At 63.2% G+C, this 19,439-nt stretch carries 15 protein-coding genes; 12 read left to right on the forward strand and 3 right to left on the reverse strand.

Annotation, left to right across the window (positions count from 1 at the left end; all coding sequences use genetic code 11):
* The first annotated feature begins 46 nt into the window (after positions 1-46).
* The 3 genes from O3303_RS04355 to O3303_RS04365 all read left to right on the forward strand — a co-directional run bounded on the left by O3303_RS04355 (position 47) and on the right by O3303_RS04365 (position 2,476).
* On the forward strand, positions 47-1,273 hold the full coding sequence (locus O3303_RS04355) for an alanine dehydrogenase (RefSeq protein WP_187316535.1): 1,227 nt from the start codon (positions 47-49) through the stop codon (positions 1,271-1,273).
* 193 nt (positions 1,274-1,466) lie between these two features.
* Entirely contained in the window at positions 1,467-1,979 is a 513-nt protein-coding gene (locus tag O3303_RS04360; RefSeq protein ID WP_269560845.1) for a hypothetical protein, read from the forward strand.
* Complete coding sequence (locus O3303_RS04365) at positions 1,976-2,476, forward strand: hypothetical protein (protein WP_269560846.1); 501 nt, start codon at positions 1,976-1,978, stop codon at positions 2,474-2,476. The genes O3303_RS04360 and O3303_RS04365 overlap by 4 nt, the downstream gene beginning before the upstream one ends.
* A gap of 16 nt (positions 2,477-2,492) precedes the next feature.
* Here the strand turns inward: O3303_RS04365 and O3303_RS04370 are convergent, their stop codons facing one another.
* Positions 2,493-3,407 carry a flavin reductase family protein gene (locus tag O3303_RS04370; RefSeq protein WP_269560847.1) on the reverse strand — a complete coding sequence of 305 codons (915 nt, stop codon included), beginning with the start codon at positions 3,405-3,407 and terminating at the stop codon, positions 2,493-2,495.
* A gap of 186 nt (positions 3,408-3,593) precedes the next feature.
* Positions 3,594-5,690: a tetratricopeptide repeat-containing sensor histidine kinase gene (locus O3303_RS04375; protein ID WP_269560848.1), complete on the reverse strand. Its 2,097-nt coding sequence runs from the start codon at positions 5,688-5,690 to the stop codon at positions 3,594-3,596.
* A gap of 127 nt (positions 5,691-5,817) precedes the next feature.
* On the opposite strand from O3303_RS04375, the gene O3303_RS04380 reads away from it, so the two are divergent.
* The gene (locus tag O3303_RS04380) at positions 5,818-6,753 is read left to right on the forward strand and encodes a M28 family peptidase (protein ID WP_269560849.1); all 936 of its coding nucleotides are present in this window, start codon (positions 5,818-5,820) and stop codon (positions 6,751-6,753) included.
* Here the strand turns inward: O3303_RS04380 and O3303_RS04385 are convergent.
* Positions 6,742-7,353: a hypothetical protein gene (locus tag O3303_RS04385; protein ID WP_269560850.1), complete on the reverse strand. Its 612-nt coding sequence runs from the start codon at positions 7,351-7,353 to the stop codon at positions 6,742-6,744. The two genes, O3303_RS04380 and O3303_RS04385, sit on opposite strands and share 12 nt — an antisense overlap.
* 102 nt (positions 7,354-7,455) lie before the next feature.
* Between O3303_RS04385 and O3303_RS04390 the strand changes: the two genes are divergently transcribed.
* From O3303_RS04390 to acs, 8 genes are all read left to right on the forward strand, one after another.
* Positions 7,456-7,878 (forward strand): IS1/IS1595 family N-terminal zinc-binding domain-containing protein, encoded by a 423-nt coding sequence (locus tag O3303_RS04390; RefSeq protein WP_269560851.1) that lies wholly within the window; start codon positions 7,456-7,458, stop codon positions 7,876-7,878.
* 141 nt (positions 7,879-8,019) lie between these two features.
* A complete protein-coding gene (locus tag O3303_RS04395; protein ID WP_269560852.1) occupies positions 8,020-9,561 on the forward strand; it encodes a hypothetical protein in 1,542 nt (513 codons plus the stop codon).
* A gap of 119 nt (positions 9,562-9,680) precedes the next feature.
* Complete coding sequence (locus O3303_RS04400) at positions 9,681-11,201, forward strand: MFS transporter (RefSeq protein WP_269560853.1); 1,521 nt, start codon at positions 9,681-9,683, stop codon at positions 11,199-11,201.
* A gap of 123 nt (positions 11,202-11,324) precedes the next feature.
* Positions 11,325-11,582, forward strand: coding sequence for a hypothetical protein (locus O3303_RS04405; RefSeq protein WP_269560854.1), 258 nt, complete (start codon positions 11,325-11,327; stop codon positions 11,580-11,582).
* 143 nt (positions 11,583-11,725) lie between these two features.
* On the forward strand, positions 11,726-14,476 hold the full coding sequence (locus tag O3303_RS04410) for a sensor histidine kinase (RefSeq protein ID WP_269560855.1): 2,751 nt from the start codon (positions 11,726-11,728) through the stop codon (positions 14,474-14,476).
* Between the two features lie 186 nt (positions 14,477-14,662).
* Positions 14,663-15,049, forward strand: a complete 387-nt coding sequence (locus O3303_RS04415; RefSeq protein ID WP_269560856.1) for a response regulator transcription factor — start codon at positions 14,663-14,665, stop codon at positions 15,047-15,049.
* A 65-nt stretch (positions 15,050-15,114) separates the two neighbouring features.
* Entirely contained in the window at positions 15,115-17,376 is a 2,262-nt protein-coding gene (locus O3303_RS04420; RefSeq protein WP_269560857.1) for an AMP-binding protein, read from the forward strand.
* A gap of 132 nt (positions 17,377-17,508) precedes the next feature.
* Entirely contained in the window at positions 17,509-19,434 is a 1,926-nt protein-coding gene (gene acs / locus O3303_RS04425) for an acetate--CoA ligase (RefSeq protein WP_269560858.1), read from the forward strand.
* The last annotated feature ends 5 nt before the right edge of the window (positions 19,435-19,439 follow it).

The raw sequence follows: 19,439 nt of genomic DNA on the forward strand, positions 1-19,439 counted from the left end.
GAAAATCATTGCTAATTGTTCATTACTAATTACTAATTAAATCATTATGCCCGACGCAGTACCCCCCGGATTCGAGTCGCTGGCTACGGGCCGCGCCTACTTCACGCAGGAATCCATGCTGGCTGTGGAAACCCGGAAGCGCAAGCTTTTTATCGGGTTGCCGCGCGAAACGTCGTTGCAGGAAAACCGCATCTGCCTCACGCCCGAGGCCGTGAAGCATCTGGTGGAGGAAGGCCACGAAATCATCATGGAAAGCGGGGCCGGGGAGCCCAGCAAGTACTCCGACCACAACTACTCCGAGGCCGGTGCCACCATTGCCTACTCGCAGAAGGAAGTCTACGAGGCCGACCTCATCCTGAAAGTAGCCCCGCCTACCCACGACGAAATCGAGTTCCTGCACGCCAACCAGACCCTGATTTCGGCCCTGCAGTTCGGCACGCTCACCTCGGAATATGTCATGGCCCTCACCCGCAAGAAGGTGAATGCCATCAGCTTCGAGCTGATCAAGGACCCCAGCGGGGCCCGGCCGGTGGTGCGCGCCATGAGCGAAATTGCAGGCTCCACCGTCATGCTGATTGCGGCCGAGTACCTGGCGCGCTCCAACGAGGGCAAGGGCATCATTCTAGGCGGCATCACGGGCGTGCCGCCGTCGCAGGTCGTGATTCTGGGGGCTGGCACGGTGGCCGAGTACGCCGCCCGCGCTGCCACCGGCCTGGGCGCCGAGGTGAAGGTATTCGACAACCACCTCTACAAGCTGCGCCGCCTCAAGCAAAACCTGGGCACCCAGCTCTACACCAGCACCCTCGACACGTTTGCGCTCAGCCAGCAACTGCGCCGCGCCGATGTGGTGATTGGGGCTCTCAACGCCGAAGAAGGGCGCGTGCCGTTCATGGTGCCCGAAAGCATGGTGGCCAGCATGGCGCCCGGCTCGGTCATCATCGACGTGAGCATCGACCAGGGCGGCTGCTTCGAAACCAGTGAGATGACCAGCCACAGCAAGCCTGTCTTCCGCAAGTACGACGTGATTCATTACTGCGTGCCCAACATTGCGAGCCGTGTGCCGCGCACGGCCACCAACGCGTTGAGCAACATTTTCACACCCATTCTGCAGGAAATCAGCCAGCACGGCGGCATCAATGAGGTGCTGTTCACGAATGAGCACTTCCGCAGTGGCGTGTATATCTACAAAGGCTCGCTCACCAACGCCACCATCGCCAAGCGCTTCAACATGCGCTATAAGGAGCTGGGTCTGATGATTGCCGTGCGCAACTAAGACCACGGATTAGCACAGATTTTTCACGGATTTTGTGGACGATTCGGTAAGTTGAGGGCCTGCGCTAAAGCGCGGGCTCTTTTCATTTGAGAGCTACCTGGTGCGAATATTGCACGGAGCTGTTTGTTGCTTTCGCTGCTTGTTTTCGGTGGCTGGTTTATAATGTTGCTGATCTACTTCTCCCTTATTTCCTATGACCAGACTTTACTTATCGGCTACTGCCATGCTGTGGCTGGCCGCTGGCACGGTTGGTTTCGCGCAAAGCCTTGCTGCCGCTGAGCCCAGGGCCGCTGAACCTGCTGCCGCACCCGTGGTCCATTCCGGGCTGAGTACCGCCCGCTACGACCGTTCGGATACCTTGCGGGCGGTGCAGCACCTGTTCATGCAGCGTTCCGGAGCTACCCGCGGCTGGCTGCAGGCGGGCGCGGGCATTGTGGCCACCGCCGCCGTCAAGAAAACTGCCCTTGCGGTGTCAAACGTAAAGAAAGCCGACAAGCACTATTACCAGAACCAACAGCAGGAGGCTAACGGCGACCTGGTGATGGGCGGGCTGATGGCCGGTTACGGCCTGTTTCGGCTGAGTCGGTTCGGGCCGCAGCAGTACCAGCGCGTAACCGAAGCCTACGCGCAGGGAACTCCGCTGCCACCATACCTGACGCGCCGGCTGAAAACGAAGTATTTCCGGTTGCTGCCTATTGCCCGATGAGCCCCAAGCTTCAGCCGACCCTGCTGCGCCGCTGGTTAACCCGCCTGGAGCTGGTGGCCGTGGTGGGCACGTGGCTGTATGTGCTGGGCCGCACGCTATTGACTGAGGGAGACTACCGCTACGTGGGCCGGCTGCCGGCCGGGCCGGAAGGGTGGATGTTCACCTTGTATCAAGCCAACGAGTTCGACTGGACGACGGCCGTGGACTATGAACTGAGCTACCGCGGCGAGCGGCAGACCGGGCCTTACCTGCTGGTGGGCAGCACCGAATTGGCCCGCATCACTGATTTCCAGGCCGGGCAATGCGGGCCGATTCTGTACCTGGCATACGATTCTTACGATTCCACCCGCCGGGTCGGAGCCTTCTACGATACCCGCTGGCGCCCTGGTTATTACGATTCTCTGAGATTTTACGGCTCCTTTCGCCAGCACCGACAAATTTACTCCCTCTTGCTGGAGCAAGTGCAGCAGTGCCGCCCGGAATTGCAGCTGCCCTGATCTTGGTGCGCGGCGTCTACTCCGCGGCCAGCAGCAGCACCTTCCAGGCGTCCGCCATATTGCCTTCTTCCAATAGCTTCTGGCCCAGCAGGATCAGCTGGCGGCGCTGTTCGGGCTGGTCGGCGGCGTGCTTGCTGAGGGTGTAGCTCACCATTGGATCCTGGCGGAATGCCTGCACCTGCTCGGGCGTGGGCATGGCTTCGGCTTCGATGTTGGCGAGGCGGCCCAGGTTGTTGCCGGTCAGGATGGTGGACTCGCGCAGGTAGGCCGGCAGCTGGTCGAAGCCGATGCCGAGGCGGCGGTTAGGCTTGGGCACCTCGAACAGCGTTTCGGCCGAGCGGCTGTACCAGTCGCCGCCGAGGCGGGCCACGGCGTCGAGCTTGCGCGGGTCGATGCCGATGCCGGAGGGCAGGATGATGTCTTCGCGGAAGTGGGCCAGCACCACGCGGCACAGCACCAGGTTGCCGGCGCCGTTGTTCTGGCCCAGCTCAATCACCTGCTCTACCACGCACTCGAAGGCGGCCGGGGCTTCCAACACGCGCGGTGGCCGCACCAGCTGGCTGGGTGCTTCGGTGAAGCCGGCTTTCACGAACTCATTCACGCCTTTGGCATACTCGGTGCTGGCCAACGACATCTGCTCCACCATGGCGTAGTCGCAGATGTGCACCACGCACTCGGCCACCTCGCGCACGTTCTGCAGGGTGTGTTTCTGCGAGTTGTCGCGCACGCGGTTAGCTGGCGAAAAGGCCAGGATGGGCGGGTTGGAGCCGAAGCAGTTGAAGAAGCTGTAGGGGCTCAGGTTCACGCTGCCATCTGTCGCCACGGTGCTCACGAAGGCCACCGGGCGCGGGGCCACGGCGCCCACCATAAATGGGTGCCAGTCGGTGGGGCTGAGCTCGGAAGGGACGATGGTGCGGAAGGCAGCAGGCATAGGGCAGGAGGGAAGGCGGCATAGCTGCCGACGGGTGGAGGAAGGAAAACAGCGCGTTCGGGCCGCAAATATGCCACAAAGCCCCCGGACTGCGGCCGCCGGATACCATAGCGCGAACTTTGTAGTTCGCGCCCCTGAACGACAACCGCTACAGCGGCCGGCCGGCTCACTACTGCCGGAACCGCGCTACGCCGGGGTGGTCCAGGCAATGGGTAGCGGCTTGGCTTCCACGGGCAGCTGCATGATAAACTCGGTGTACTCGCCCTCCACGCTTTCCACGCGCAACGAGCCCCCGTGGCCGCGGGTGATGATGTCGAAGCTGACGGCCAAACCCAGGCCCGTGCCTTCGCCGCTGGGCTTGGTCGTAAAAAAGCGCTGAAACACGTTGGCCTGTGCCGCCGCCGAAATCCCCAGGCCATTGTCGCGCACCCGCACCTCCACGTAGTCGCCGATGAGCTCCGTGACGAGCGTTACCTGCGGCACATAGTCATCGTCGAGGCCCAGGCGCTGGCGCTGCTGCACGGCGTAGAAAGCGTTGGTGAACAAACTCACCAGAACCCGGCCCACATCCTGGCGCACGAGCGGCACCATCGGCAGCTCGGGCCACAGGCGCGGCAGCAGGGCCGCGTTGAAAAGGCGGTTTTTCAGGCGCTGGTCGTGGTAAACGAGGCGCATGTATTCGTTGGCCAGCACATTGAGGTCGGTGGGCTGGCGCTGGGCGGGGCTGCTGCTGGAGTAGTCCAGCATGCCGGCCACAATGTCGTCGGCGCGCTGGCTTTGCTTCACGATGCGCGTCTGGTAGCGGCTCAGGTTCTCAAACATACCCTCAATGTCCTGCTGCTCATCAAAAGCCAGCGGCAGCTTTGCCAGCTCTTCCCGAATTTCCTGGCACAGGTCTACGCTGATGGCAGCCAGGTTTTTCACGGTGCTCATCGGATTCTGGATTTCCTGCGCCACGCCCGTCATCAGCTCGCCGAGAGTGGCCATTTTCTCGCGCAGCACCAGCTGGCTTTGGGCCGCCCGCAGATCCTGCAGCATGTGGGCCAGCCGGTCGCGCTGCTGGGTAAGCTGGGTTTTGTGCTCCGTCACCTGCTGGTTGAGCTGCTGCAGCACGTGGTTGGCGCGGCGCTGCCGCCACACAAATGCCCCCAGCAGCAAGGCTGTCAGGGACAGAATGCCCAGGCCGGCCCAAAGCAGATACAGCCGAATAGACGAATTAAGCTGGGCGCTTTCGTCTTCCAGCTGGCGCAGGCGCTGCTGCTCGGCAAAGCCGATGGCGTCAAGCTGCTTGATGCGCTGCGGGTCGTAGAGGCTATCCTGGGCCGTGAGCATGATGCGCAGGTATTTGAGCGTGCTGTCGGGGCGGCGCTGCGCCTCGAAGGCATTGGCCAGTAGGGCGCTGTTGCGCAGAATCCCCAGCGTGAAGGGCAGCGTCTGGCCTACCGCAAGGGCCTGCCGGGCGTAGAAGATGCTGGAATCGGGCTGCTGGCGGGAGCGGTAGAGCTCGGCCATGTACTGATAGGCCCGGCTGCGGCTGCGCTGGTCGTTTTCGGGCACCGCGGCTGCTGCGCTGCGGTGATAGTACACAATGGCTTGGGCTGTTTGCCCGCGTGAGGCATGCAGCAGGCCCATTTCGCGCAATACGTAGGGTAGCGGGTTGCCCCAGCAGCTCCAGCCGCGCGGGTGCGGGGCAATGGTGAGAGCATGCGCCCGGTTGAGGAAGTAGGCCGTGGAATCCAGCTTATGCAGCCCCTCGTAGCTGGCGCCCAGGTTGGTGAGCACGCTGATCAGCTGCGAGTCGTCGGTGCTGCCACTCTGCTCATACAGCTGCAGGGCGCGGAGAAAGTAACGCAGGGCGGGCCGGAAATCGTCGAGGGCGAAGTAGAGCAGACCGGTTTGGTTGAGCGTGCGGGCCGTGCCGGCCAAGTCGTGGCTGTCTTCATTGAGCTGCAGAGCCTGCAGGTTCACGCGCAGGGCGGCCGGCAGGTTGCCCCGCTCGCCCATCAGAATGCCCAAACGGGACAGGCAGCGCCCTTCGCCCCGGCGGAACCCGATACGGCGTGCCAGCCGCAGCCCCTGTCGGGCAAAGTAGCGCACCGAGTCGAAGCGGGAGTAGCGGTAGGTGGCGCTCAGGTCGGCCAGCAGCAGCACGCGGGCCGTGTCTGAGGTGGCCTGGGCCAGGGCGCGCCGCAGCGGGGCCGACTGGGGGCTTTGGGCCCGCGCCGGCGCGCCGGCCAGCAGCAGCAAAATACCCCAAAACGGCAGCCAGCGGCAGATAGTCATGCGTGAAGGTAAACACCTGCGCAACGCGTGGCAAGCGCCACCGTGCCGCTACTCGCCGAATACCACCCGCATTTCGACGAGTCGGCTATCTTTCCGGCCTAGTTGTCGTCTGCTTATTGCCACATCTATGCCATCTGCTATTCTACCGGTGGTGCTAGCGGCCTTGCTGCCCCTGCCTGCTGCTGCCCAGTCCATTGCCGTGCCTGCCCCGGCCGATACCAGCCAGCTGCGGCAGCATCTGGTGGCCCTCGTCGGCACCCCCGAGCCGCGCAACTATCAGCACCTGCCCAGCCTCAACCAGGCCGCGCGCTACATCGAGCAGCAGCTGCAGGCGGCCGGCGCCCAGCCCGTGCGCCAGCCCTACGAGGTGCAGGGCAACACCTACTACAACGTCATCGGCCGCTTCGGGCCTGCTACCGGGCCGCGGCTGGTGGTGGGGGCGCACTACGATGTGTGCGGCGAGCAGCCCGGCGCCGACGACAACGGCACCGGCGTGGCGGCGCTGCTGGAGCTGGCCCGGCTGCTGGGGCGCCAGCCCACGCTGCCCTACGGCATCGAGCTGGTGGCCTACACGCTGGAAGAACCGCCGTTTTTCCGGACGCCGCAGATGGGTAGCTACGTGCACGCCCGGGCGCTGCACGAGGCCGGCGTGCCGGTGCGCGGCATGGTGGCTTTGGAAATGCTGGGCTATTACGACGACCGAAAAGGCAGCCAGGACTATCCGTTTGGCCCGCTGAAATGGGTGTATGGCGGCCGCGGCAACTACGTGACGGTGGCCCAGAAATTCGGGAACGGGCAGTTTGGGCGGCAGTTTGCACGCCGCTACAAAGGCTTGGCCACGCTGCCCGTGCGGCGCTTCAAGGCCCCGGCGTGGCTACCCGGCATCGACTTCTCCGACCACCTCAACTACTGGCAGTTCGGCTACTCCGCCGTGCTGCTCACCGACACGGCCTTCTACCGCAACAAGCACTACCACCAGCCCACCGACACCCTGGCCCGCCTGGACATGCGCCGCCTGGCCCTGGCCGTGGATGCCCTGTTGGCCACCCTGCTACGTGGCTAGGGGTGAGTCAGCGGCTGCCTGCCCAACCCACACCCAGCCGGTCTGCACCATGAGGTACTCATCGTTATCCTCCGGCTGGCAGAGGTAATGCGGTTTTGCCAGGGCCCAGGCTGGCCAGCCATCCGGGTAATCAAACGAATCCACCAGAATTTCCCAGGGGTGCGCGTGCCACGTCAGCTGATTGGCCCCGGGCAACTGCCTATATTCTGGCGGCAGCGGAGGACCCGCTGGGTCAGCTTCCTGAAGCCTGTCACGATACCGCGCCCGCATCCCTTGGATAGCTGCTACTACTTTTGAGCTGTGTGCAAACTCAGGGCTACAAACCAGCCAGATAGCCAGATAGAATGGCTCGGGCTGCGCCTGTAGCTGCCGCTGCCACGCCCGAAACGTGGTGAGCAGGTGCCGGGCGGCCAGCTGCCGTACCCGTTTCGGCGGTTGCCGGTGGTGCCAGTGCCAGACGCCAAGGCCAAGCCACTTGTAGTTGTAACCAGACTGTTGTAATCTTTGCTCTGAGAGTGACGCCGCGGTTTGGCTTAGCCGCACAAGGCGTTTCAGGTGGCGTTTGCCGCCGCGTATCTTCTTATGTCGTCCGTAGTTCATGGCTGGCAAAGGTAAATCACCGTATAACGCTCAATACTTGCTAAAATACTATATCTTTACTAAATAGCTATAGCTATTTAGTAACCACTTACTCACCGCGTAATGTCCCAGTTCAATTGCCCCAAGTGCGAATCCAAAGAAGCCACCAAAAGCGGCATTGTGGGCGGCAGGCAGCGTTATAAGTGCCGCAACTGCGGCTACCACTACTCGGTGGCCAAGACGGGCAAGGAAACCAATTCATACTACGTCATTAAGGCGTTACAACTGTATGTAGAGGGCGTGAGCTACCGGGAGATAGAGCGGCTGCTGGGCGTGAGCCACGTGAGCGTAATGAACTGGGTGAAGAAATACGGCGTCAAGGCTCCGCGGCAGACGGAGTACCATCCAACCTACAAAATTCTTAATCAGAAAGAGTTGGCGGAGTTTTTTCAGAAACCCGAAAACCTGAAAGAGGCTGGTCTGATGGTCACAGAGCTGGGCGATAAGTACATGATGATCCGCTGGGAACGGTTCCGGCAGGGGTAGGAGCTATAGGTATTAGCAGAAGTATAGCAACGAAGTGGCTTCTGTTCAGGGATTCTACTACTTGGTGGTGTAGTCTGGCCCCGGCAGGGGACAAGCTGCCGGTTCTGCGCTTCTCCCACTTCCATTCCCACCACCTCTACCATGCAAAAAAACCGTTACGCACTGGCGCTGAGTGCCCTGCTTTCGGCCGCTGGAGCTTCCGCTCAGGTGACGCCCACCCCGCCACCCAGCAGCACACCAGCGGCCCCAGCCCCCGCTGCGCCCGCTCCGGTAGTAGCGGCCACGCCGCCGCCACCCACTGAATCGGCCCCGTACGGGCCGGGCATGAAGGTGAACATCTCGGCCGACGGCTCCAAATACATCCGTTTCATCACCTGGCATCAGGTGTGGGCCCGTTATACCGAGAACAACACCGGCACGCTGCGGGCTCCTGGCAAGCCGCAATCCGACCAGGTGGATTTTGCCCTGCGCCGCTCGCGTTTCATTGTGCTTTCGCAGCTGAATCCGCGATTCCTGGTGTACACCCACATCGGCATCAACAACCAGACGGCGGTAAGCGGTGGTACGGCGCCGGCCGTGGATGGCAAGAAGCCCCAGCTGTTTGTGCACGAGGCCGTGGTGGAATACAAGGTGAACAAGTACCTGAACCTGGGTGCCGGCATGCACTACCAGAATGGCCTGTCGCGGATGACGCGCTCCAGCACCATCAACTTCCTCACGCTGGACGCGCCGCTCACCAACTGGCCTACCATTGAAGCCATCGACCAGTTTGTGCGGGGCATTGGCGTGTACGCCAAAGGCCGCGTAAGCAAGCTGGACTATGCGTTTTCGGTGAACGAATCATTCCTGACCAACCAGACTGGCGCCCTGAGCACGCCGCTGGGCTTGGGCGCTACCACCGGCACGGGGAGTGCGGCCGTAAACCGCGGCAGCAACGTGGCGCAGTACAATCCACAGGGCACGAACCATGTGTATCAGGGCTACGTGGCGTGGGAGTTTCTGGACCAGGAGTCCAACCTGTTGCCGTTCAACGTCGGCACGTATTTGGGTTCCAAGCGCGTATTCAACATCGGGGCTGGCTTCTTTTACAACAAGGATGGCATGGTGTCGCGTGATGCCAGCAGCGTTTTGGATGCAGCCGGCATTGCGGCCACTAACGCCGCGGGTACCAGCGCCTTCAACACGGTGCCTAACAAGAAGCACGACATTGCCCTGTTCTCGGCCGACGTGTTCTTCGATACGCCGATCAACAAGGAAACCGGCACGGCCTTCACGGCCTACGCCGTGTACTACAACTACAACATGGGCCCCAACCACACCCGTTTCATCGGGGCCTCCAACACCGGCTGGGGCACGGATGCCCGCCGCGGCAACGCCGTGCCGCACTCCGGCACCGGCAACGTAGGCTACGTGCAGGCCGGCTATCTGCTGCCCAAAAGCTTGCTGGGCCCCAAGCTGCGGGTGCAGCCTTACGCCTCGCACCTGCTGGCCGGCTACGAAGGCCTGCGCAAGGCTGACGGTGAGCAGAAAAACGTGAACATCTTCGATGCGGGCGCCAACTTCTACATCGACGGCCACAACGCCAAGTTCACGCTCAACTACCGCGCCCGTCCCGATTTCACGGACGTGAACAACGTGAACTATAAGCCGGAAATCACGCTCCAGACGCAAGTCGCTCTGTAGGAAACTCCCTTCCCACTTACGGCCAGAAATGCAGGAATCGGCCCCGGAAAACGGGCTGATTTCTGCGCCGGACGTGGTTTTCACCCGCAACTTCATCTTCCCACTTCATTCTGTCCATCATGAACCAAAACCTACCGCAGCGCGACTCCGGAGCGTATTCCGGGGCTGCTCCCGTAGCTGGCACAGCCGAAGCCGTGAGCCACGACAACAACGACGTTTCGACCAGCAAGATCTGGCAGGTAATCACGGCCTCTTCAGTGGGAACCGTGATTGAGTGGTACGACTTCTACATTTTTGGTTCGTTGGCCGCCATTATCGGGCCGGTGCTGTTCGGCTCGACGGGCAAGATTGAGGATACCATTCTGGGCACGCTGGCCGTGTTTGGGGCGGGCTTCGTGGTGCGGCCGTTCGGGGCCGTATTCTTCGGCCGTATCGGCGACATGATCGGGCGCAAGTACACGTTCCTGCTGACGCTGCTGATTATGGGCGGCGCCACGTTCGTGACGGGCCTGATTCCGAGCTACGACAAAATCGGGGTGGCCGCGCCCATCATCGTGACCTTGCTGCGCCTGCTGCAGGGCCTGGCTTTGGGCGGCGAGTACGGCGGTGCCACCACCTACGTGGCCGAGCACTCCCCGGACAACAAGCGCGGCTACTACACCTCGTTTATTCAGATTACGGCCACGGCCGGCCTGTTCCTGAGCATCCTGGTGATCATCACGACCCGCAAAACCATGGGCGAGGATGCTTTCAAGGAGTGGGGCTGGCGCATTCCGTTCCTGCTGTCGGGTCTGTTGGTAATTGCCTCGTACTACATCCGCCGCAAGCTGCACGAGTCGCCGCTGTTTGCCAAGGCCAAGGCTGAGGGCAAAACCAGCACCAACCCGCTGCGCGAGTCGTTCGTGAACCCCGTAAACCGCCGCCTCGTGCTGATTTCGCTGTTCGGCGCCACCATGGGCCAGGGCGTGGTGTGGTACACCGGCCAGTTCTACGCCTACTCGTTTATGCAGAACACGCTCAAGCTCGACCTCGTGGATGCCTCGCTGGTGCTGTGCATTGCCCTGCTGATTGCCACGCCGTTCTTCGTGTACTTCGGCAGCCTCTCCGACCGGATCGGCCGCAAAAAGATCATCATGATGGGCCTGCTCTGCGGCGCCCTGTTCACCATCCCGATTTTCTACGGCCTCAAGGCCTTTGCCGGCCCCCTGACCGAGGTAACGGCCGCCACCGTAGATGCCACCGGCAAAGCCGTGCCAGCTGTGATGAAAGCGCTGACGCCTCAGCTCGTGCCCATGACGGTGCTTACGTTCTGCTTGGTGCTGTTCGTGACGATGGCCTACGGCCCAATTGCGGCTTACCTGGTGGAGCTGTTCCCCACGAAGGTGCGCTACACCAGCCTGTCGCTGCCCTACCACATCGGCAACGGCGTATTCGGGGGCTTCGTGCCGTTCATTGCCACGGCCCTCACGCTGCGCGCCGCGGCCCAGCCCGAAGGCACGCTGTTCAAAACCTACAGCAGCTTCGCCGGCCTGCTCTATCCGGTTATCATTGCCCTGATCTGCTGGTTTATTGGGCAGGCGCTGATGAAGGACGTGCGCAACGTGAAGCTGATGGAGGAAAACTCCGGCGATGTAAAATAGGCTGCCTGTTTCCGGCCGAAACCTATAAAATCCGCCGGGCCGTTGGTTCGGCGGATTTTGTATGTTTCGGCCAGGCCAGCCGGTATTGGCCACCCTATTTTCTGCGGCTTTCTGACCTGCCTGATGTCTGCACCCACCAAACCTGTGCCGCCCCTACCGCCCGGCCCGTTGCCCGACCAGCCGGAGCAGCGCCGCGGCCAGCGTCTGCTGTTTGTGGCCGTGCTGTTCGGGGTGCTGCTCACCTTCCCGTTTCTCGGCACCTTCGACCGGGAAACGCGCATCGGTGGGGTGCCGGGGCTCTACCTCTACGTGCTGCTGATCTGGGCCGCCCTAGTGGCGCTGACGGGTTGGCTGGTGCGAGGGAAGTCAGGTAAAAATTGAGAAGTAAGAATTGACTGGGCCGTGTTGGTAGAAGCGGGTTATAGACGCTTTTCTGCCCGGTTCAATCACCCAGCCAACATCTTTCCGCTCCCCAGACCGTCCGTGAATTCTTAATTTCTACTTCTTAATTATTCATTCAACTCATGCCCACCTGGCTCGTCATTGGCTTTTCGTTCGGCTACCTCGCCCTGCTGTTTGGGGTGGCGTATGCGGCGGAGCGGCGTGCCGGCTCGGCGCGGCGGAGCCTAGTGAGCAACCCGTATGTGTACGCCCTGAGCATGGCCGTGTACTGCACGGCCTGGACGTACTACGGCTCGGTGGGGCGGGCGGCCTACTTCGGGCTGGAGTTCGTGGGCATCTACCTCGGGCCCACGCTCATGGCCCCGATGGCGTGGCTGGTGCTGCGCAAAATCATCCGCATCTGCCGGCTGCAGCGCCTCACGTCCATTGCCGACTTCATCTCGGCGCGCTACGGCAAAAGTGCTTGGCTGGGCGCCCTCGTGACGGTGGTGTGTGTGCTGGGCGTGGTGCCCTACATTTCATTGCAGATCAAGGCCATTGCCGCATCGTTTGATATCCTGACCGGGGGCGGCGGCACGCTGCAGGCCTCGGGCAGCGTGGCAGTGTCGTCGGCGTTTGCTACTACGGTGGCGCTGGCGTTTTTCACCGTCATTTTTGGGGTACGCTCCATCGAGGCCACCGAGCGGCACGAGGGCATGGTGCTGGCCGTGGCGCTGGAAAGCCTGGTAAAGCTAGTGGCGTTTCTGGCGGCCGGCCTGTTCGTCACCTACGGCCTGTTCGACGGCTTTGCCGACGTATTTGAGCGGGCTGCCAAAGTGCCCGACCTGAGCCGGCTGTTTACGCTGCAGGGTGCCGGCACCGGCGGCAGCCAGTGGCTTACGCTGCTGCTGCTGAGCATGTCGGCCATTCTGCTGCTGCCGCGGCAGTTTCAGGTGGCCGTGGTGGAAAATGTCAACGAGGACCACCTGCGCAAGGCCATGTGGCTGTTTCCGCTCTACCTCATCGTCATCAACCTGTTTGTGCTGCCCCTGGCCTTTGGAGGGCGCCTGCTCGACGGGGCCGGCCAGCTCGATGCCGACACGTTTGTGCTGGCCCTGCCGCTGCAGGCGGGTCGGCCGTGGCTGGCGCTGCTCATCTACCTGGGCGGGCTGTCGGCGGCCAGCAGCATGATTATCGTGGAAACCATTGCGCTGAGCGTGATGATGAGCAACCACCTGCTGATGCCGCTGCTGGTGCGGGTGCCGGCCGCTCGTGCCGAGGGGCCGCGCTGGTTTGCCTACCTGGGCCAGGTGGCGCTGCACAGCCGCCGGCTGGCCGTGGTGCTGGTGCTGCTGCTGGCCTACGGCTACTACGTGGAGGTCAGCCATTTGCTGCCGCTGGTGAATATTGGGCTGGTGTCGTTTGCGGCGGTGGCGCAGTTTGTGCCGGTGGTGCTGGGCGGCCTCTATTGGAAGGGCGGCACCCGGCAGGGCGCCACGGCTGGTATTCTGGCGGGCTTTGTGGTGTGGTTCTACACGCTGGTGCTGCCCACGCTGGTCGGCCCCGAGCTGTTGCCCGACACCGTGCTGCGCGAGGGGCTGTTTGGGTTGCATTGGCTGCGGCCGTTTGCCTTGTTCCACCTCGAAGGCCTCGATTACCTGTCGCACGGGCTGTTCTGGAGCTGGTTTTTCAACCTGGCGCTGTACGTAGGTGTGTCGCTAAAGCGGCAGCCCACGGCCCTGGAGCTGCACCAGGCCGACGTGTTCGTGGACGTGTTCCGGCATGGTGCCGGCTTCGAGGGGCGGGCGGGCTGGCAGGGCGTGGCGGCGCTGCCCGACGTGCGGGAGCTGCTGGCCGGCTTCCTCGGGAAGAAGCGCACCAACCAGGCGCTGCGGGCCTTCGAGGAACGGTTTCCGGACGCCCACGCGCCCGAGGAAGCCGGCGCGGTGGTGCCACTTCAGGCCGATCCGCGCTTGCTGGCCTACGCCGAGAAGCTGCTGGCCGGCAGCATCGGGCCGGCTTCGGCGCGGCTGCTGCTGCGCTCGTCGGTAGGAGTGGAGGACATCAGCTTCGACAACGTGGTGGGTATTCTCAAAGAAAGCCAGCAGCTGTTGGAAGCCAACCGCCAGCTGCAGAAGCAGCAGCGGCAGCTGCAGCGCCTCACCCAGGAGCTGCAAGCCGCCTACGACCAGCTGCAGGAACTGGATCAGCACAAAGACGAGTTCCTCTACACCGTCACGCATGAGCTGCGCACGCCGCTCACCAGCATCCGGGCGCTGTCCGAAATCCTGACCGACAACCCCGACCTGGAGGAAGAAGAGCAGCACCGGTTTCTGCTCACCATCACCAAGGAGTCGGAGCGCCTGAGCCGCCTGATTACGCTGGTGCTGGACCTGGAAAAGTACGAGTCGGGCAAGGCCACGCTGGAAAAGGCGCCGGTCGACGTGGCCGACGTCATTACCGACGCGCTGGAAGCCATTGGCCAGCTCATGCGCGCCAAGCACATCCACCTCGATTTGGCCGTGCCGCCCGGTTTGCCGCCCCTCTCCGGCGACCGGGACCGGCTGATGCAGGTGCTGGTGAACCTGCTCTCCAACGCCGTCAAATCGTGCCGCGCCGACGGGGAGGGCCGCATTTTGGTGAGCGTGGAAACCCCCGCCGACTGCCTGCGCATCACGGTGCAGGACAACGGCAAGGGCATCGACCCGGCGTTTCACCAGCTCATCTTCGACAAGTTTTTTCAGGCCCGCAACCAGACCATGCGCAAGCCCGAGGGCTCGGGGCTGGGGCTGGCCATCACCAAAAAAATAGTGGAGCTGCACGCTGGCCGCATCTGGGTGGAAAGCGCCCCCGAGCAGGGCGCCCGGTTCTCGTTTGAGCTGCCGGTTGTATGATACCTGTTAAAAAAGAACGTCATGCTGAGCGAAGGCGCAGCCGTAGCCGAAGCATCTCGCGTGCTGACGTCAGATTACCATTCCAACGTCAGCAAGCGAGATGCTTCGACAAGCTCAGCATGACGTTCTTCCGCAATTCCGCCCCATCCGCTCCACCTGCCCCATCCTCCGAAAACCAACTGCCCCATGCCCACGGCCCCGCACATTCTTATTGTCGATGATGAGCCCAACATCGTCATGTCGCTGGAATTTCTGATGCGCAAGAGTGGCTACCAGGTCACTATTGCCCGCAACGGCACCGAAGCCCTGGAGGCCATCGACCACACCGCCTTCGACGTGGTGCTGCTCGATATCATGATGCCCGATGTGGACGGTTACCAGGTGTGCCGCCACCTGCGCCAGCGCCCCGACCGCACCGCCACCCGCGTGGTGATGCTGTCGGCCAAAAGCAAGGAGGCCGACGTGCAGAAAGGCTATGACGCCGGCGCCGACCTCTACTTGCCCAAGCCCTTCAGCACCCGCCAGCTCATGGAAAAAGTGCGGGAACTGCTGCCCCTGGCCCGCAGCGGCTAGCCGCCCCAGGCTTCCGATACAACCGCCTCCTGCCCGCCGACCTCCCGCCATCCAGCCTCCCGCCCATGAACTCTGCTTCTCACTCTTATCTTGCCGAGCACGCCGCCAGCCTCTTGGACTCCGAAGCCTTATGGGCCGCGCAGGCCAGCCAGCTGCACTGGTTCCAGGAGCCGCCCCGGCCGGTGCTCAGCCAGGCCCCCGATACCGGGTTCTACCGCTGGTTTCGGGGCGGGCAGCTCAATACCAGCTGGCTCTGCCTGGACTACCACGTGGAAAACGGCCGCGCCGACCAGCTGGCCCTCATCTACGACTCGCCGGTGACGGGCACCGTGCGCCGCTACACCTACCGCGAGCTGCTGGACCTCACCAGCCGCTTTGCCGGCGGCCTGCGCCAGCTGGGCGTGCAGCGCGGCGACCGGGTCATCATCTACATGCCCAACATGCCCGAGGCGGTGGTGGCTATGCTGGCTTGCGCCCGCCTGGGCGCGGTGCATTCGGTGGTGTTTGGCGGCTTTGCACCCCACGAGCTGGCCGTGCGCATTGACGATGCCCAGCCCCGCGTTATCGTCTGCGCTTCGGCGGGCATGGAAGTCACGACGCCCATTCCCTACAAGTCGCTCGTGGATGCCGCCATCAGCAAAGCCACCCACAAACCAGCCCACGTGGTAGTGCTGCAGCGCGACTTCTGCATAGCGGAAATGAACGTGTCTACTTCCAAGGACAACCGGAGGTCTTCAGAGTACAACCAGACGTCCTCGGAGGACCAACTGAGTGCTTCGGAGGACAACCAGACGTCCTCGGAGGACCAACTGAGTGCTTCGGAGGACAACCAGACGTCCTCGGAGGACCAACTGAGTGCTTCGGAGGACAACCAGACGTCCTCGGAGGACCAACTGAGTGCTTCGGAGGACAACCAGACGTCCTCGGAGGACCAACTGAGTGCTTCGGAGGACAACCGGAGGTCCTCGGAGGACAACTCGACATCCTCGGAGGATAACCGGACGTCCTCCGAGGACCAACCGAGTGCTTCGGAGGATGACGGGCCGCTGCCGCGCGACGTGGACTATCAGGTGCTGCTGCAAGCTGCCCCCGTGGCGGCCGTGCCGCTCGATGCCACCGACCCGCTCTACATCCTGTACACCAGCGGCACTACCGGCAAGCCCAAAGGCGTAGTGCGCGACAACGGCGGCCACGCCGTGGCCCTTAAGTACAGCATGAGCGCTATCTACGGCGTCGAGCCTGGCGAAACCTTCTGGGCCGCCTCCGACCTGGGCTGGGCCGTGGGCCACAGCTACATCGTGTATGGGCCGCTGCTACACGGCTGCACCACGGTGCTGTTTGAGGGCAAGCCCGTGCGCACGCCCGACGCCGGCACGTTCTGGCGCCTCATCCAGGACTATCAGGTACGGGTGCTGTTCACGGCGCCCACCGCCATCCGGGCCATCAAGAAGGAAGACCCCACCGGCCAGCTCGCCAGGCAGTACGACCTGAGTAGCCTGCGCCACCTGTTCGTGGCCGGCGAGCGGTGCGACCCCGCCACCTACGACTGGGCCGGCGCCACGCTGGGCGTGCCTGTGGTAGACCACTGGTGGCAGACCGAGTCGGGCTGGCCGATGCTGGCTACGCTGGTGGGGCTGCCCGATATGCCCGCGCCCCGCGCCGGCAGCGCCGGCCACCCCGTGCCCGGCTACGACGTGCAGATTCTTGACGAAGCCGGCCTGCCCGTGCCCCGCGGCACCACTGGCCTGGTGGCGGTGCGCCTGCCGCTGCCGCCCGGCTGCCTGCCCACCCTCTGGCACGACGACGCCCGGTTCCAGCGCAGCTACCTCGACACCTTCCCCGGCTACTACCTCTCTGGCGACGGCGGCTACCGCGACGAGCAGGGCTACCTCTACATCATGGGCCGGGTGGATGACGTGATGAACGTGGCCGGCCACCGCCTGAGCACCGGCGAGATGGAAGAGCTGCTGGCCGCCCATCCGGCCGTGGCCGAGTGCGCCGTGCTGGGCATTGCCTGCGAGCTGCGCGGTCAGGTGCCGGTGGGGCTGGTGGTGCTCAAAGACGGCCACAGCCTCCCCGAAACGCAGTTGGAGCAGGAGCTGGTGCGCCTGATCCGGGAGCAGATCGGGGCGGTGGCCTGCTTCCGGCACGCGGCCGTGGTGGCGCGGTTGCCCAAAACCCGCTCCGGCAAAATCCTGCGCAAAACCCTCCGCCAGCTCGCCGACGGCGACGACTGCCCCATCCCGTCCACCATCGACGACCCCGCCATTCTCGACAAAATCCGGGAGGTGCTGCGCCGAAGGCAGATAGGGCAGGCGTTTGCCTGAACTGTAGCATAGGCTTCAGCCTGTGCCGTCCGCCGTCCGGCAATCCGGAATTTCTGCCTCACCCGAAGCAAAATCAACCTTTTCTCTACCCGGCACAGGCTAAAGCCTATGCTACATTCATCCCCCCATACCATGCCCGAAGCTCCCGTCAGACACGCCCGCATCCGTACCCTCGAAGAGTACCACGATGCCTACCGCCGCAGCACCGAAGACCCCGAGCAGTTCTGGGCCGATGTGGCCGCGCCCTTCACCTGGCGCCGCAAATGGAACAAGGTACTGCACTCCGACATGGTCACCGGCCACAACGAGTGGTTTTCGGGCGCGCGCCTCAACATCACCGAAAATTGCCTCGACCGGCACCTGGCCACCCGCGGCAACAAGCTGGCCATCATCTACGAGCCCAACGACACCAAAACCCGCCACCTGCGCCTCACCTACCGCGAGCTGCACCAGGAGGTCTGCCGCTTTGCCAACGTGCTGCACAACAACGGCGTGGAGAAGGGCGACCGGGTGTGCATCTACATGCCCATGATTCCGCAGCTGGCTATTGCGGTGCTGGCCTGTGCCCGCATCGGGGCGGTGCACTCGGTCATCTTTGCTGGTTTCTCGGCCACGGCCATTTCCGACCGGGTGAACGACGCCCAGGCCACGGTAGTGCTCACTGCCGACGGCCTCAACCGCGGTGCCAAGCAGATTCCGGTAAAGCGCGTGGTGGATGAAGCCCTGGAAACCTGCCCCGGCGTGCGCCGCGTCATCGTGGTGGAGCACCTCGGCTGGCCCGTGCAGATGAAGGACGGCCGCGACGTGTGGTACCACGAGGAAGCCGAGGGCGTGGCCAAAACCTGCCCCGCCGAGGAAATGGACGCCGAAGACCCGCTGTTCATTCTCTACACCTCGGGCAGCACCGGCAAGCCCAAAGGCGTGGTGCACAGCACCGCCGGCTACATGGTGTGGGCCGACTACACGTTCCGCAACGTGTTTCAGGTGGAAGAAAACGACATCTACTGGTGCACCGCCGACATCGGCTGGGTGACCGGCCACACCTACCTGCTCTACGGCCCGCTGCTGGCCGGCAGCACCTCGCTCATGTTCGAGGGCATCCCCACGTACCCCGACGCCGGCCGCTTCTGGGAAGTCATCGACAAGCATTCGGTCAGCATCTTCTACACCGCGCCCACGGCCATCCGCAGCCTCATGGCCGCGCCGCTTGATAACGTGCTCAGCTACTCCCTCGACTCCTTGCGGGTGCTGGGCTCGGTAGGAGAGCCCATCAACGAGGAAGCCTGGTACTGGTACTTCCAGCACGTGGGCAAGGAGCGCTGCCCCATCGTGGACACGTGGTGGCAGACAGAAACCGGCGGCATCATGATTTCGGCGCTGGCCGGCATCACGCCCAGCAAGCCCACCCACGCGGGCCTGCCGCTGCCCGGCGTCCAGCCCGTGCTGCTCAACCAGGACGGCACCGAAATCGAGGGCAACGACCAGGAGGGCTACCTCGCCATCAAGCACAGCTGGCCCGGCATCATCCGCACCACCTACGGCGACCATGACCGGGCCGTGCAAACCTACTTCGCGCCCTACAAAGGCTACTACTTCACCGGCGACGGCGCCCGCCGCGACGACCAGGGCCTCTACCGCATCATCGGCCGCGTCGATGACGTGATAAACGTGAGCGGCCACCGCTTCGGCACGGCCGAAATCGAAAACGCCATCAACCAGAACCACAACGTCATCGAGTCGGCGGTGGTGGCTTTCCCCCACGACGTGAAGGGCCAGGGCATCTACGCCTACGTCATCTGCCGCTCGGGCGCCTGCGAGAAGGAGTCCGACAAGGCGCACATCGAGGCCAGCATCATCGAAACCATCGTGGCCCAGATCGGCAAAATCGCCAAGCCCGACAAGATTCAGATTGTGAGTGGCCTGCCCAAAACCCGCTCCGGCAAAATCATGCGCCGCATCCTGCGCAAGGTGGCCGAAGGCGAAATCAGCAGCCTCGGCGACACCACCACGCTGCTCGACCCGGCCGTGGTCGACGAGATTATTGAGGGCCGCAAATAGCGGTT

Origin of the sequence: Hymenobacter canadensis (assembly GCF_027359925.1) — a bacterium.
GTDB lineage: Bacteria > Bacteroidota > Bacteroidia > Cytophagales > Hymenobacteraceae > Hymenobacter > Hymenobacter canadensis.